The organism is Streptomyces sp. NPDC056580 (genome assembly GCF_042793175.1).
In the GTDB taxonomy this organism is placed as follows: domain Bacteria; phylum Actinomycetota; class Actinomycetes; order Streptomycetales; family Streptomycetaceae; genus Streptomyces.
In genome coordinates, this window is record NZ_JBHTVE010000007.1 from 364,328 (window position 1) to 377,993 (window position 13,666).

A 13,666-nucleotide genomic window follows, 5' to 3' on the forward strand; every position below is an offset into this window, starting at 1 on the left:
GGAATCCCGTGCACGACCCGGCCCACCGCACGCAGGCCCGTCGGCCTCCAGCATTCCCACAGACAGGACACCGGATGGAAGCATCAGAAACTCCCGGATTTCCCGGCCTTTTGCAGGCGACCTTCGTGCCGGATCCGGAGATGCCCGGACGGGGGCGTATGGCTTTCTGGGGTACGCCCGACCCGGCGACGGACGCGAAGGGCGCGGGCCTGAGCGACGGCACCTCCGAGGTCGCCTCGCTGCCCACGGTGGTGCCCGGCGGTGGCCGTCTGGTCCGGGCGGAGATGCCCGCGCTGCTGGTGCCGCTGGGCGAGGTGCTGCGCGCGCTGGCCGGTCTGGCACCGGCGGGCGTCGACGCCGACGACGGTGGCGGCGGCGCCCCGGGTCCGCAGGGGACCGTCCGGCTCGACCGGTCGGTGTACGCCTGGTCCGTCGCCGCCCGCTGGGCGCTGGAGCACGTCGTCGCCGGGCACGCCGTACCCCTGCTGCGTGCCGGGCTGGACGGCCGGCACCTGGCGCACTGGCACGTCGACCCCGGCGGTGACCCCCGCCTGGACGCGCTCGCCGAGGCCCTGCCGGCCGCCGCGCACGCCCTGCGCGTGGACACCGGGGTCACCCTGGACACTGCGATCACCGTGGACGCGGAACCCGACGGAGCGCGGCTCTGGTCGGCGCAGGCCCTGCTGGAGGCGTTCTGCGACGCGGTGGCCGACCTGTGCGTCCGTGCGTCCGCCTCGGCCCCGGACCCGGCCGCGGAGCCGGCCGAACCCGCCCGACGGCTCCGTGGACGCACGGAAGGATCCGGCGTGTCCCGGCCTCCCGGAACGGCCGACGCCTCCCCCGCGGCCTGGTCGCGGGCCTGGCTCGGCGCGCTGGCCGGGGAACGGGCCGAGGTGGTGCACGAGCGGCTGCCCGCCGTGGACGACGTGGAGCGCTGGGCGGCGGCCGCATCGGGTGAGCGCGTTCCGGCCCGGCTGTGCCTGCGGCTGGGGCTGCCCGCCGGGCCCGACGCGCCCTGGCCGCTGGACTTCCATCTCCAGGCGGCGGACGAGCCCGGTCTGCTGCTGCCCGCGCAGCGGGTGTGGCGCAGCCACGCCTCCGCGATCCCGCTCGGCAGCCGCCTCCTGGACAACCCGCAGGAGACGCTGACCGCCTCGCTCGGCGTGGCCGCGCGCTGGTTCCGGCCCCTCGCGGCCTGCCTGGGCGAGGCCCGGCCCGTCCAGGCACGGCTCACCCCGTTCGATGCCGCGGCCCTCTTCGGCGACGCGGGCAACGACCTGCGCAACGCGGGCATCGGGGTGGTGGTCCCGCGGGAGCTGGAGGACGGTGCCCGGGTGCTCGGGCCGCGGCTGCGGGTCGGATCCCGGCGCGGCGGCCGGCGGGCCGATGTGACGGACACCGCCGGGGCCCGGCACCGGACCGTCACCTACCGCTGGGAGGCGGTGGTGGGCGACGAGGTCCTCACCTCGGAGGAGGTGACCGAACTGGCGGCGCGCGGTGAGCCGTTCGCCCTGTGGCGCGATGTCTGGGTGCGGGTCGACACCGAGCGTGTGGCCGAACTCGCCTCCCTGGTGGGGCGGACCGGGCGGCTGTCCACCGCGGAGGCCCTGTCGGTCGCGCTGTGCGGACGCCACCGTACGGAGGAGTTCGGCGACGTCCCCGCCCTGGCCGAGGGGTCGGTCGCCGACCTGGTGAGCCGGCTGCGTACGGCGCTCGCCGACGAGGAGCCCCGACTCGCGGGAGTGCGCGCCGAGTTGCGCGACTACCAGCGCCGGGGCATCGCCTGGCTCCAGTCGCTGACCGAGCTGGGCTTCGGCGCCCTGCTCGCCGACGACATGGGTCTGGGAAAGACGCTCCAGACCATCGCTCTGCTGGCCGGCCGGCCCCGGCAGCGGCCGCAGCTCGTGGTCTGCCCGACCTCCGTGGTGAGCAACTGGCACCGGGAGGCCGCGCGGTTCGCGCCGGACCTGACCGTTCGGCTGCACCATGGGCCCCGCCGGGCCACCCGTCCCGAGGAGTTCGCCCCCGGGGACGTCCATGTGACCAGCTACGCGCTGCTGCGCCTGGACGTCGATCTGCTGACCTCCGTCGACTGGGACCTGGTCGTCCTCGACGAGGCCCAGCAGATCAAGAACCACACCGCGCAGACCGCGCGTGCCGCGTTCCGGCTGACCTCGCACGCCAGGGTGGCGCTGACCGGCACGCCCGTGGAGAACCGGCTGTCGGAGCTGTGGTCGATCATGCACTTCGCCAACCCGGGCCTGCTCGGCTCGCACCGCCGCTTCAAGGAGCAGGTCGCCGTCCCCGTCGAACGGGACGGCGACCAGGAGTCCGCGGACCGGCTGCGTACCGTCACGGCGCCCTTCATGCTGCGCCGGATGAAGAGCGCCGTCGTCGACGAGCTGCCCGCCAAGCTGGAGTCCACGGTCTCCTGCGACCTGACCGCGGAGCAGGCCAGGCTGTACCGGGCCGCCGTGGACGAGGCGTTCGACACGGACGACGGACTGGGCAGCGGCATCCAGCGGCAGGGCAACGTGCTGCGGCTGCTCACCCGGCTCAAGCAGATCTGCAACCACCCGGCCCAGTTCCTGGGCGAGGAGGACACCGACGCCGGGCGGCTCGCCGGGCGCTCGGGCAAGCTGGAGCGGGCCACCGAGATGCTCGGCGAGGTCGTGGCGTCCGGTGAACGGGCGCTGGTGTTCACCCAGTACCGGGTGATGGGCGATCTGCTGGCCCGTCATCTGTCGGGCGAGCTCGGCCTGGCGGGGGTGCCGTTCCTGCACGGCGGGACACCGACGGAACACCGGGACCGGATGGTGCGTGCGTTCCAGGAGGACGACGACGCTCCGCCGCTGCTGCTGATCAGCCTCAAGGCGGGCGGCTTCGGCCTGAACCTGACCCGCGCCTCGCACGTGATGCACTACGACCGGTGGTGGAACCCGGCCGTCGAGGACCAGGCCACGGACCGCGCGCACCGGATCGGTCAGACCAAGACCGTCCTGGTGCACAAGCTGGTCACCGCCGACACCTTCGAGGAGCGCATCGACGCCCTGCTGCAGAGCAAGCGTTCGCTGGCCGACTCCGTCGTCGGCAGCGGCGAGACCTGGCTGACCGAGCTGGACGACGACGCGCTGCAAGCGCTGGTCCGGCTCGCCGACTCGGGAGACACCGCATGAGCCCGGCCACCGGCCGCACCACGGCCGCCCGCGACCGACAGCAGACCTTCGGCGCGACCTGGTGGAGCAAGCGCTGGATCCGCGCCCTGGAGTCACTGGGGGCCACCTACCCCAACACCCGGCTGCCGCGGGGACGTTCCCTGGCGCGCAACGGAGCCGTACAGGGACTGCAGGTCCAGCCGGGCGAGGTGACCGCCCGGGTGGAGCAGGGCGGACGCACCTACCAGGTGGCGCTCTGCCTTCCGGTGTTCACCGAGGAGCAGTGGCAGGCGGGGGTGCGGGCCCTGGCCGGCCAGATCCAGCATGCGGCGAGCCTGTTGCAGGGGCAGATGCCGGAGAACATCGACGAGACGTTCGGGAAGGCTGGGTTCACGCTGTTCCCGCGCCGCGGTGAGTTCTCCTCGCGGTGCGGGTGCCGGGACACCGGTGATCCGTGCGTGCACGGCGCCGCCGTGCACTACACCTTCGCCGGCGCCCTGGACGACAACCCGTTCCTGCTGCCCGCGCTGCGCGGCCACAACCGGGAGGAACTGCTCGCCCGGCTGCGTGCCGCCCGCAGCGGCTCCTCGGTCCAGCCCTCGGCCGCGACCGACCGGCTTCCCGTGGACGAGGCGTTCTTCGCCGGCGGCGACCTGGCCCAGGTCCCCCTGCACCCGCTGCCTCCCTCCGCACCGGATCACCTGATCCGCCGCCTCGGCCCTCCGCCGGCCGGCGAGCCCGGTGACACGGAGGCCCTCGCCGCGCTCGCCCGTCGCGCGGCCGCGTACGCCTGGGAGGTCCTGCGGGCCGAGGAAGCACGAAGGTCCGGCTCCGGCTCCGGCTCCTGAACGTGGCCAGCCCTCGATCGGCCTTGCCACCACGGTCTTTCGAGCCCCTGTCGAGCGGTGCCGACCACGATGGCGGTCGTGGATTCGAGCCCGCCCGGCAGGAGGCAACTCTGGTGATCACCTTCGTCAACCGCTTCGACGTGCACGGCTCCCCCGCCGAGTTCGAGCGCGTCTTCGACCGGACCTCGCTCTTCTTCAGCGCCCAGCCCGGCTTTCTGCGGCACCGGCTGCTGCGCCACGCGGACCAGCCCGGCAAGTACGTCAACGTCGCGGAGTGGGAGAGCCGCACGGCCTTCGAACAGGCCTTGCGTCAGCCGGAGTTCGCTCCGCACGCCCGGGACCTGCGGGCACTGAGCACCAGCGATCCCCAGCTGTACGTCAGCGCCCTCGAGCGCTCCGAGCCGCAGCGACCGCACGTATGACACACCGCTGTCCGGCCCCCCCGGGGCCGGACAGCGGCGGCACATGACGGCCTCAGCCCGCCAGCAGGGGGCTGAGGCCGAGCTCGTCGGCCTCCGGTTCGCCGGTCAGGATCGCCTGGTGCAGCCGCTGGAGCCGGACACCGGGCTCGATACCGAGTTCCTCGCCGACGCTGCGGTGCAGCCGGCGGAACTCCTCCAGCGCCCGCCAGGTGCTGCCGGCCCGGTGGAACGCCGTCATGAGCTGGGCGCTGAGGTTCTCGTTGAGCGGATGACGGGCGGTGAGCACCCGCAGCTCGGGGATGAGCAACGCGTGCCGGCCCAACCGCAGTCCGGCCGTGATGCGCTGCTCCAGCACCTGCATCCGCGACTCCTCCATCCCGATGGCCTCCAGCTCCAGGACCGTGCCCTGCGGTACGTCCTCCAGCGCGAGCCCCCGCCACAGGTCAAGGGCGCGCTCCAGCAGGTCGGCGGCGGCCCGGGCGTCACCGGCCTCCAGCGCGGTCGCGCCGCGCAGCGCGAGGTCCTCGAAGCCGGTCAGGTCGTGTTCCTCGACGACCGCGGCGAGCCGGTAGCCGCCGAAGGACATGTCGAGGACGTCCTTCGGGGAGAGCGCGCACCCCTCGGGCAATGCGGCGGCTATGGCCCGGCGCAAGTGGAGGACGTAGGTCTGCAGGGTGGTCGAGGCGCTGCGGGGCGGGGCGTCCCCCCACAACTCCTCCATCAGCGTGGACACGGGCACGGCGCGCCCAGCGCGAAGGGCCAGGAGCGCGAGGACCTGCCGGGGCTTGCCCGCCGTGGGGACGATCGAGCCGCCGCCCAGCTGGGCGTGGAGCGGACCGAGGACACCGAGTTTCATCTGCATGTGCGAACCCTTCGTGTCGTCACGCGACCAGGATGCTCGGAGCCTGTCATCCCGGCGGCGGGCGCTGAAGGGTATGCCGCACCGATGCCCCCGTGAATTGTGCACGCTCGCCCCCGGGGAAGAAGATCACCGTCGAACGGCTCTACTTCGTCCCCGGTCTCCCGCCCGGCACCGCCACGGGCGAACAGATCGCCGGCTGGATCCGCGGGCACTGGAAGATCGAGAACCAGCTCCAGGACGTCCGCGACACCTCCGGCGTCCCCCGCCCCGCCCGCGGCGCCGGCCGTCTCCGTCACGGAGCGTGCGGGGAGCGCGTCGGACGGTCGTGTGTGGTACGCCAACGGCCGCGGGCCCATGAATTCATTTCGGCCCGGGCCGTGTTCCGGCCCACGTGACATACCGGCCCACCGGTTCTTCACCGACTCCGTGAACCAGTTCACCCGAGGCCCGGGGTGATCTGCTCCGGGCGTCGGCAAACCGGCAGTTCGGCGTCATTCGGAGTAAACGACGGTCCCGGAGGGCCTCGCTCATACCCGGTCGGCGCTGCCGGAAACCGGGCCGCGATCGGTGTTTGCGTAAATCTCCGAGAAACCGCTGTCCAGGGCCCGTACGAATGTGGCCAGAGGGCGTATGGCAGAAACGGAGGTCACTCGTTCAATATTGCTCGTAACGCTGATCTCAGCAGGACGAACGGACGGGGGAGAGTTGTGCGGGGCTTGCGTAGGGGAGCCTTGGTTCCGTGGTGGCCGGTACTGATCGTCGTGTTCCTGCAGTGCGGGCTGGCCCTTGCCGGACTTTCGGCCATGCTCGACACCGGGGCCACGGCCACCGCGGTGGTGGCCTGGGCGGTGTTGCTGCCCCCCTTGGTGGCCCTTCAGGTCCTCCACACGCTGCACGGCGCGGTCCTGACGAGACGACGCCGGCGGTGGGCCGGCGTGGTGGCGCAGGCGGCTCTCACCTATCTGCCGGTGCTGGTCTGGGGAGTGGAGTGGCCGGCCATGGCCGGGTTCGCCGCCGGGTCGGCGCAGGCGGTGCTCAACGGCCCGGCCGGGAACGCGTCGTTCGCGGTGATCGTGGCGGTCGCGTGGCCGGTCGCCCTGGGCAGCGGGCTGCCGCAGTACCAGGCGGCGACCGTCACGGCGGTGACCGCCGCGGTGGGTCTGGGGGTGGCGGCCCTGATGCGGATGGCCTGGCGGCTGTGCCGGCTGGACCACGCCCGGGACACCGCGGTGCGCGACGCCGCTCATCAGGAGCGGCTGCGGATCGCCCGGGACCTGCACGATCTGGTGGCGAGCCGGCTCACCATGGCCGCCCTCCGCGGTGAGCTGGCCGAACGCTATCTGACGGGGCAGGACGAGCGGGCCCGCGCCGAGCTGCGCACGGCGGTCGAGCTCGCCCGGGACGCGCTGACCGATCTGCGGTCGCTGGCCCACGGGATCCAGACTCTGTCGCTGTCCGGGGAACTGAAATTGGCCCGCGCCACCTTGCGGGCGGTGGGCGTGGACGTGACCATCCGCAGGGAGTCCTGCCGGCTGGCGGCCGAGGTCGAGAACGTGCTCGCGGCGGCCCTGCGGGAGGCGGTGACCAACCTGCTGCGGCACAGCACGGCCGGCCGGTGCCGTATCACGGTGCGCCGCAGGAACGGCCAGGTCGTGCTGTGCGTGGCCAACGACGGCGTGCCCGAGGAGCTGCGGGTGCCGGCGCGGGAGCGGTGGGAGCTGCCGCGGGAGCGGCGCGGGCTGGGCAATCTGTCCGGCCGGGCGAGCGCCGTCGGGGGGTCGTGCACGACGGCCGTGACCCCCGACGGCTGGTTCCTGCTCACCGTGGCCTGCCCCGTGCTCCGCACGGATCCGCAGCTCAGGGCAGCCAGCCCGCGTCCTGGGCTATCCGGACCGCGTCGAGACGACTGCGCGCCCCGAGCTTCGTGACGATGCTGCTGAGATGGTTGCGGACGGTCCCCGGCGACAGCCGGGCGGCGTCCGCGACGTCCCGCACACTGCCCCCTTCGGAGGCCCAGCGCAGGATCTCCGTCTCCCGGGGGGTGAGCGGGTTGGCGCGGCTCTCCCACGCGGCCAGCATCAGCCCCGGAGCGATGACCCGCTGGCCGCCCGCGACCTTGCGGATCGCGTCGGCCAGCGCCGCGGGCGGGGCGTCCTTCAACAGGTAGCCGTCGACCTGCTGTTCCAGCGCCTGGCGGACGGTGCCCGGGATCCCGAGACTCGTGAGCAGCAGAATGCGGCAGGACGGCAGGCGTTCCTGGAGTTGTTCCGCGACCTCCAGTCCGGTCATGTCCGGCAGCATCACGTCGAGGACGACGACATCGGGCCGGTGCTGAAGTGACAGGGACAACACCGAACGGCCGGTACCGGTGTCCGCGACGACGTCGATTCCGACCTCCTCGCTCAGCAGGGCCGTGAGGGCGCCCCGTATCAGGTGTTCGTCCTCCGCGAGCAGTACTCGTATCACGCGTTCCCCCTATATGACAGAACCCGGGATTACCGGGCGTGCGGCCGGTCCGCGAATTCGGCCGGAGTGGGCCGCGGGTCCATTCGACGGATCGGGCGGAAATATCCGCTGCTGCTTCGCCGGTGTTCTCTGCGGGGTCGGCCCTTGCCCGACGGTCGGTCAGGCACGGTCCTTATGGATACCCCGTCCGAGGTTTTACGAGGAGGGTTCGTCTGTCACGGGAGACGGTATTCCCGGGCCATGCACCGGTTCCCGCGACGTGTCCTCCCCCAGCCGATCGCAACACAGCGTGATGATTCGCGTGCAGATTACATGAAGGTTCGTCCATTGGTCCAACTTGATTAGCACCGCGCGGAGTTGCCGGTTCCGGGAGGTTCCGGCGGTCGTCCCCGCGGTGCCGCCAGCCCGTCGCGTACGGCTTCTCCCGGCCCTGCGTGAGCACGCCGGCGGACTGGTTCCCCTCGCCCGCAAACGGATACGCGCCGGCCTCGATCCGGGTTCGAGGGCCGGGCCGCACAGTGGCGGGTACGACGGGCCGTCACCCGGGACGGACCGGCCACCCCACCGGACCGGAGACAGCCGTGCGCATCATCGACCTGTCCTCACCGATCGACGCCGACGGATGGGAGCCCGACCCCGTCCGGCACGACATCATGACGCCCGCCGAGGGCGCCCGTCACATGAGCGAGGAGATGAAACGGCACTTCGGGCTGGACCTCGACCCGTCCGAACTGCCAGGCGGCGAACTGCTGTCACTGGACACGCTGACCCTGACCAGCCACACCGGCACCCATGTCGACGCGCCCTCGCACTACGGGTCCACCGCCTCGTACGGGGTACCCCGGCACATCGACCGGATGCCGCTGGAGTGGTTCCTGCGGCCCGGGATGCTGCTCGACGTCTCCGACGTCGGCACGGGCGTGGTCGACCGCGACCGGGTCCAGGACGCGATCAAACGCGTCGGACGCCAGCCCGAGCCCCTGGACATCGTGCTGCTGCGCACCGGCGCCGCCCAGCACGCCGGAACCCCCCGCTACTTCACGGACTTCGCCGGTCTCGACGGGCCCGCCACCGAGTACCTGCTGGACTTCGGCGTCCGGGTCATCGGCACCGACGCCTGGAGCCTCGACGCGCCCTTCCCCGACATGATCAGGCGCTACCGGGAGAGCGGCGACCCGTCGGTCCTGTGGCCGGCGCACTTCGCCGGACGCCGTACGGAGTACTGCCAGATCGAGCGGCTGGCCCACCTGGAGGACCTGCCCGCGTCCACCGGCTTCCAGGTCTGCTGCTTTCCCGTGAAGATCAGGAACGGGGGCGCCGGCTGGGCGCGCGCGGTGGCGCTCGTGGAGGGGTGAACCACGCTCGGCGCCGGACTCAGCCACCGGTCGAGCAGCGTTTGAGGACACCGGCTCATCGTCGGGGATGCCGCACGGAGCCCGTCGTACGGGCGCCGGGCCGCAGGAACCGACTCGGCAGAGAGGACGTCCCCGTGCACATACAGTCCACCCGCCCCTCCCACCCCACAGCCCGCCCCGCGGCGGCGCGGACGGGCGGGCCCCGATGAGCAGGCGCGTGGCCATCACCGGAATCGGGGTCGTCGCCCCCGGCGGAAGCGGCGGGACCAAGCCGTTCTGGTCGCTGCTGACCGAGGGACGCACCGCCACCCGCACCATCTCCCTGTTCGACGCCTCGTCGTTCCGCTCCCGGGTGGCCGCCGAGGTCGACTTCGATCCCGTCGCCTCCGGACTGCGTCCGCAGGAGATCCGGCGCATGGACCGCGCCGCGCAGTTCGCCGTGGTCGCCGCCCGTGAGGCGGTGGCGGACAGCGGGCTGGAGACGGCCGACACGGACCCCTGCCGCACCGGCGTCACCGTCGGCAGCGCCGTGGGGGCCACGATGGGCCTGGACAGCGAGTACGCGGTGGTCAGCGACGGCGGTGCCACCTGGCTGGTGGACCACACGTACGCCGTTCCCCACCTGTTCGACTTCTTCGTCCCCAGTTCCTTCGCCCGGGAGGTGGCCTGGGCGGTCGGCGCACAGGGCCCGACGGCGCTGGTCTCCACCGGCTGCACCTCCGGCCTCGACTCCGTCGGGCACGCGGTGGAACTCATCCGTGAGGGCAGCGCGGACGTCATGGTGGCCGGGGCCACCGACGCCCCCGTCTCGCCCATCTCCGTCGCCTGCTTCGACGCGATCAAGGCGACCACCCCCCGCAACGACGACGCGGCCCACGCCTCCCGGCCCTTCGACCGGACCCGCAACGGGTTCGTGCTGGGCGAGGGCGCGGCCGTGTTCGTCCTGGAGGAACTGGAGCGGGCCCGCGCCCGCGGCGCCCATGTGTACGCCGAGATCGCCGGGTTCGCCTCGCGCAGCAACGCGTACCACATGACGGGCCTGCGCGCGGACGGCGCCGAGATGGCCGAGGCGATCCGTACGGCCCTCGACGACGCCCGGACCGACCCCACGGACGTCGACTACGTCAACGCCCACGGCTCGGGCACCAAGCAGAACGACCGGCACGAGACCGCCGCGTTCAAACGCAGCCTGGGTGAGCAGGCCTACGCCGTCCCGGTCAGCTCGATCAAGTCGATGATCGGCCACTCGCTGGGCGCGATCGGCGCGCTGGAGATCGCCGCCTGCGCCCTCGCCGTCGAGCACGGGGTCGTACCGCCGACCGCGAACCTGCACGAGCCCGACCCGGAGTGCGACCTGGACTACACGCCGCTGACGGCGCGCGAAACGCGGGTGGACACGGTGCTGACGGTCGGCAGCGGCTTCGGCGGCTTCCAGAGCGCCATGGTGCTCACCCGCCCGGATCGGAGGGCCGCATGAGCAGCACGGCAACCCCGGTCTTCACCGGCATCGGCGTCACGGCCCCCAACGGGCTGGGCACCGAGGCCTGGTGGCGGGCCACCCTGGCGGGCGAGCACGGCATCCGTCCGGTCTCCCGCTTCGACGCCACCGGCTATCCGGCCACCCTCGCCGGCGAGGTGCCGGACTACGAGCCGGAGCGGCACATCCCCAGCCGGCTGCTGCCGCAGACCGATCACATGACCCGGCTCGCGCTCACCGCCGCCGAGGAGGCGCTCTCCGACGCCGAGGTGGATCCGGACGGCCTGCCGGAGTACGCCGCCGGCGTGGTCACCGCGGCCTCGGCCGGTGGGTTCGAGTTCGGCCAGCGCGAGTTGCAGGCCCTGTGGAGCAAGGGCGGACAGTTCGTCAGCGCGTACCAGTCCTTCGCCTGGTTCTACGCCGTAAACACCGGCCAGATCTCCATCCGGCACGGGTTGCGCGGGCCGAGCGGCGTCCTGGTCACCGAGCAGGCCGGCGGACTGGACGTGGTGGCCCAGGCCCGCCGTCAGCTGCGCAAGGGAAGCGCGCTGATGGTGACCGGAGGCGTCGACGGGTCCGTCTGCCCCTGGGGCTGGACCGGTCATCTGGCAGGCGGGCGCATGAGCACCGTCGCCGAACCTGAGCGCGCCTACCTGCCGTTCGCCGGTGACGCCCGCGGCCATGTGGCCGGCGAGGGGGGCGCGATCCTGATCCTGGAGGACGCCGCAGCGGCCCGGGCGCGCGGTGCCCGGACGTACGGCGCACTCGCCGGCTACGCCGCCACGTTCGACCCGGCGCCCGGCACCGACGCCGAGCCCGGCCTGCGCCGGGCGGTGGAACTGGCCCTGGACGACGCCGGACTCGCCGCCGGCGACATCGACGTGGTCTTCGCCGACGGCGCCGGGATCCGCGACCTCGACCGGCAGGAGGCCGACGCCCTGGCCCGGGTCTTCGGTCCCCGGGGCGTGCCGGTGACCGTCCCCAAGACGATGACCGGGCGGCTGCTGGCCGGTGGCGCGGCCCTGGACCTGGCGGCGGCGCTGCTGTCGGTCCACGAGGGGCTGATCCCGCCGACCGTGCATGTGACCTCCCCCGCCGACGACTGCCCCGTCGACCTGGTCACCGCCGTACGCCGCGGCCCGGTACGCCACGCGCTGGTGCTCGCGCGCGGCCACGGCGGGTTCAACGCGGCCGCGGTGGTGACCGCCGTGTCCGACAGCTGAAGATCCCCAGAAAGGTGTGCCCCATGGCGGAGATGACCCTTGAGCAACTCACCGGCCTGCTGCGCGAGTGCGCGGGCGAGGAGGAAGGGGTGGACCTGGACGGCGACGTCCTGGACCGCGCCTTCACCGACCTCGGCTACGACTCCCTGGCGATGCTGCAGGTGACCGGCCGTATCGAGCAGGACTACGGCCTCACGCTGCCGGACGAGGTGGTGGCGGAGGCGACGACGCCACGCCAGTTCCTGGCGCGTGTGAACGACGGTCTGAGCCAGGTGCCTCGGCCGGCGTGACGGTGGTGGCAGACGGAGGGGGGCGGGACCTTCGGGCCTCGCCCCCCTCGTCGTGGCCGGCCGGGCGCAGGGGTCACGGCTGGTTCAGGCGTGCCCGGGAGTCGTCGCCGGTTCAGACGGGCCGGATGTCGTCGCCGGTTCAGACGCCGGGTCGGATGTCGTCCCGGCGGATCTGGCGGTCCTTCACCCGCCAGGTGCCGTCCTCGTGCACCAGGACGTCGTCGCAGGTGCTGCTGGAGCGGATCTCGGGGGTGCCGTCGCGCGGTGTCTCCACCACCAGCGCGTAGGAGCCGACGAGCAGCTCCTCGCCGTCCCCGGGGCGGACCGACAGCATGCCCAGCCAGTGGCGGCGCTGGATGCCGCGCCGGGCGTAGTCGTCGACGGCGGCACGCGCGGCCGCGGCGATCGCGGCGCGCCCCACGACCGGCTGCGGGAAGGCGTTGGCGTTGAAGACGCCGTCCGAACTGAAGGTCTCGGCCCACTCCTCCGCCCGGCCGTCGTCCAGCAGCCGCATCTGCCGTGCGTAGAACTGCTGGACCAGCTGGTACGGGCCGGCGAGGGCGGGGTCGGTGGACACCGTCTCGGCGATCGACATGCGTTTTCCTCCTGAATCGGGCCTCGGGTTCCCCGAAGGGTCCGCCGGCCGGCTCCAGCCCGCCTCGATCCGGGCTGGAGCCCGGTGCCCGGGCCGCGCACGGCGTCCAGCGGTCTTCTACCTCGGTTCGAGCCGACCAGGCCACGGTGAGGGCCGACATCACCGACGAGGGGAGACCAGACCATGGCGAACGACGATCGGCGGGTGGCCCTCGTCACGGGCGCCACCAGCGGCATCGGGCTGTCCGTCGCCCGGGACCTGGCCCGCGCGGGCCTGGCGGTGTTCCTCTGCGCCCGGGACACGGACGCCGTGAAGCGGACGGTGGAGGAACTGCGGGCCGTCGGCCACGAGGCCGACGGCACGTCGTGCGACGTACGGGACAAGACCTCGGTCCGGGCCCTGGTGGACTCCGCCCTCGGGGCGTACGGCCGGGTCGACGTCCTGGTGAACAACGCCGGCCGCAACGGCGGCGGGGTCACCGCCGACCTGCCCGACGAGACCTGGTACGACGTCATCGACACCAACCTCAACAGCGTCTTCCTGGTCACCCGTGAGGTGCTCAAGCGCTCCGGGATGCGGGAGCGCGGCTGGGGCCGGGTCATCAGCATCGCCTCCACCGGCGGCAAACAGGGCGTGGTGCTCGCGGCGCCCTACTCGGCGTCCAAGCACGGGGTGATCGGCTTCTCCAAAGCGCTCGGCAAGGAGCTCGCGCCGACCGGCGTCACCGTCAACGCGGTGTGCCCGGGCTACGTCGAGACCCCGATGGCCCAGCGGGTGCGGGCCGGCTACGCCGCCGCCTGGGAGACGACCGAGGAGGACGTCCTGGAGCGGTTCCAGGCCAAGATCCCGCTGGGGCGCTACTCCACGCCGGAGGAGGTGGCCGGCCTCGTCGGCTATCTGGTGAGCGACACGGCGGCATCCATCACGGCCCAGGCGCTGAACGTCTGCGGCGGCCTGGGCAACTACTGATCCC

General features: G+C 72.8%; 13 protein-coding genes. 10 read left to right on the forward strand and 3 right to left on the reverse strand.

What is annotated here, in order from left to right; genetic code table 11:
- Positions 1 to 158 precede the first annotated feature (158 nt).
- The 3 genes from ACFQ9Z_RS18150 to ACFQ9Z_RS18160 all read left to right on the forward strand — a co-directional run bounded on the left by ACFQ9Z_RS18150 (position 159) and on the right by ACFQ9Z_RS18160 (position 4,425).
- A complete protein-coding gene (locus ACFQ9Z_RS18150; RefSeq protein WP_383018104.1) occupies positions 159 to 3,176 on the forward strand; it encodes a DEAD/DEAH box helicase in 3,018 nt (1,005 codons plus the stop codon).
- The gene (locus ACFQ9Z_RS18155) at positions 3,173 to 4,003 is read left to right on the forward strand and encodes a hypothetical protein (protein WP_383018107.1); all 831 of its coding nucleotides are present in this window, start codon (positions 3,173 to 3,175) and stop codon (positions 4,001 to 4,003) included. Before ACFQ9Z_RS18150 ends, ACFQ9Z_RS18155 begins: the two co-directional genes overlap by 4 nt.
- Positions 4,004 to 4,116: 113 nt before the next feature.
- Positions 4,117 to 4,425 (forward strand): antibiotic biosynthesis monooxygenase family protein, encoded by a 309-nt coding sequence (locus tag ACFQ9Z_RS18160; protein ID WP_383018110.1) that lies wholly within the window; start codon positions 4,117 to 4,119, stop codon positions 4,423 to 4,425.
- Positions 4,426 to 4,477: 52 nt separating this feature from the next.
- Here ACFQ9Z_RS18160 and ACFQ9Z_RS18165 read toward each other — a convergent pair whose 3' ends face one another.
- A complete protein-coding gene (locus tag ACFQ9Z_RS18165; protein WP_383018113.1) occupies positions 4,478 to 5,287 on the reverse strand; it encodes a BTAD domain-containing putative transcriptional regulator in 810 nt (269 codons plus the stop codon).
- Between the two features lie 92 nt (positions 5,288 to 5,379).
- On the opposite strand from ACFQ9Z_RS18165, the gene ACFQ9Z_RS18170 reads away from it, so the two are divergent.
- Positions 5,380 to 5,682, forward strand: a complete 303-nt coding sequence (locus ACFQ9Z_RS18170; protein ID WP_383018116.1) for a hypothetical protein — start codon at positions 5,380 to 5,382, stop codon at positions 5,680 to 5,682.
- 408 nt (positions 5,683 to 6,090) lie between these two features.
- Complete coding sequence (locus ACFQ9Z_RS18175) at positions 6,091 to 7,215, forward strand: sensor histidine kinase (RefSeq protein WP_383018119.1); 1,125 nt, start codon at positions 6,091 to 6,093, stop codon at positions 7,213 to 7,215.
- On the opposite strand, the gene ACFQ9Z_RS18180 is transcribed toward ACFQ9Z_RS18175, so the two are convergent.
- Positions 7,145 to 7,753: a DNA-binding response regulator gene (locus ACFQ9Z_RS18180; RefSeq protein ID WP_383018122.1), complete on the reverse strand. Its 609-nt coding sequence runs from the start codon at positions 7,751 to 7,753 to the stop codon at positions 7,145 to 7,147. The genes ACFQ9Z_RS18175 and ACFQ9Z_RS18180 overlap by 71 nt on opposite strands.
- Positions 7,754 to 8,334: 581 nt before the next feature.
- On the opposite strand from ACFQ9Z_RS18180, the gene ACFQ9Z_RS18185 reads away from it, so the two are divergent.
- From ACFQ9Z_RS18185 to ACFQ9Z_RS18200, 4 genes are all read left to right on the forward strand, one after another.
- Positions 8,335 to 9,108 (forward strand): cyclase family protein, encoded by a 774-nt coding sequence (locus ACFQ9Z_RS18185; protein WP_383018125.1) that lies wholly within the window; start codon positions 8,335 to 8,337, stop codon positions 9,106 to 9,108.
- 205 nt (positions 9,109 to 9,313) lie between these two features.
- The gene (locus ACFQ9Z_RS18190; RefSeq protein WP_383018128.1) at positions 9,314 to 10,585 is read left to right on the forward strand and encodes a beta-ketoacyl-[acyl-carrier-protein] synthase family protein; all 1,272 of its coding nucleotides are present in this window, start codon (positions 9,314 to 9,316) and stop codon (positions 10,583 to 10,585) included.
- Positions 10,582 to 11,808: a ketosynthase chain-length factor gene (locus tag ACFQ9Z_RS18195; protein ID WP_383018131.1), complete on the forward strand. Its 1,227-nt coding sequence runs from the start codon at positions 10,582 to 10,584 to the stop codon at positions 11,806 to 11,808. Before ACFQ9Z_RS18190 ends, ACFQ9Z_RS18195 begins: the two co-directional genes overlap by 4 nt.
- A 23-nt stretch (positions 11,809 to 11,831) precedes the next feature.
- Positions 11,832 to 12,098: an acyl carrier protein gene (locus tag ACFQ9Z_RS18200; protein ID WP_383018134.1), complete on the forward strand. Its 267-nt coding sequence runs from the start codon at positions 11,832 to 11,834 to the stop codon at positions 12,096 to 12,098.
- 139 nt (positions 12,099 to 12,237) lie between these two features.
- On the opposite strand, the gene ACFQ9Z_RS18205 is transcribed toward ACFQ9Z_RS18200, so the two are convergent.
- Complete coding sequence (locus ACFQ9Z_RS18205) at positions 12,238 to 12,693, reverse strand: nuclear transport factor 2 family protein (RefSeq protein WP_383018137.1); 456 nt, start codon at positions 12,691 to 12,693, stop codon at positions 12,238 to 12,240.
- A 183-nt stretch (positions 12,694 to 12,876) separates the two neighbouring features.
- Here ACFQ9Z_RS18205 and fabG point away from each other — a divergent pair, with 183 nt between their 5' ends.
- Positions 12,877 to 13,662 carry a 3-oxoacyl-ACP reductase FabG gene (gene fabG / locus ACFQ9Z_RS18210; protein ID WP_383018140.1) on the forward strand — a complete coding sequence of 262 codons (786 nt, stop codon included), beginning with the start codon at positions 12,877 to 12,879 and terminating at the stop codon, positions 13,660 to 13,662.
- Positions 13,663 to 13,666 lie beyond the last annotated feature (4 nt).

Bases quoted from the DNA above. Each gene is read 5' to 3' on its own strand.
- ACFQ9Z_RS18150 (WP_383018104.1), top strand. From the start codon at position 159: ATGGCTTTCTGGGGTACGCCCGACCCGGCGACGGACGCGAAGGGCGCG.
- ACFQ9Z_RS18195 (WP_383018131.1), top strand. From the start codon at position 10,582: ATGAGCAGCACGGCAACCCCGGTCTTCACCGGCATCGGCGTCACGGCC.
- ACFQ9Z_RS18165 (WP_383018113.1), bottom strand. From the start codon at position 5,287: ATGCAGATGAAACTCGGTGTCCTCGGTCCGCTCCACGCCCAGCTGGGC.
- fabG (WP_383018140.1), top strand. From the start codon at position 12,877: ATGGCGAACGACGATCGGCGGGTGGCCCTCGTCACGGGCGCCACCAGC.
- ACFQ9Z_RS18155 (WP_383018107.1), top strand. From the start codon at position 3,173: ATGAGCCCGGCCACCGGCCGCACCACGGCCGCCCGCGACCGACAGCAG.
- ACFQ9Z_RS18200 (WP_383018134.1), top strand. From the start codon at position 11,832: ATGGCGGAGATGACCCTTGAGCAACTCACCGGCCTGCTGCGCGAGTGC.
- ACFQ9Z_RS18175 (WP_383018119.1), top strand. From the start codon at position 6,091: ATGCTCGACACCGGGGCCACGGCCACCGCGGTGGTGGCCTGGGCGGTG.
- ACFQ9Z_RS18190 (WP_383018128.1), top strand. From the start codon at position 9,314: ATGAGCAGGCGCGTGGCCATCACCGGAATCGGGGTCGTCGCCCCCGGC.
- ACFQ9Z_RS18205 (WP_383018137.1), bottom strand. From the start codon at position 12,693: ATGTCGATCGCCGAGACGGTGTCCACCGACCCCGCCCTCGCCGGCCCG.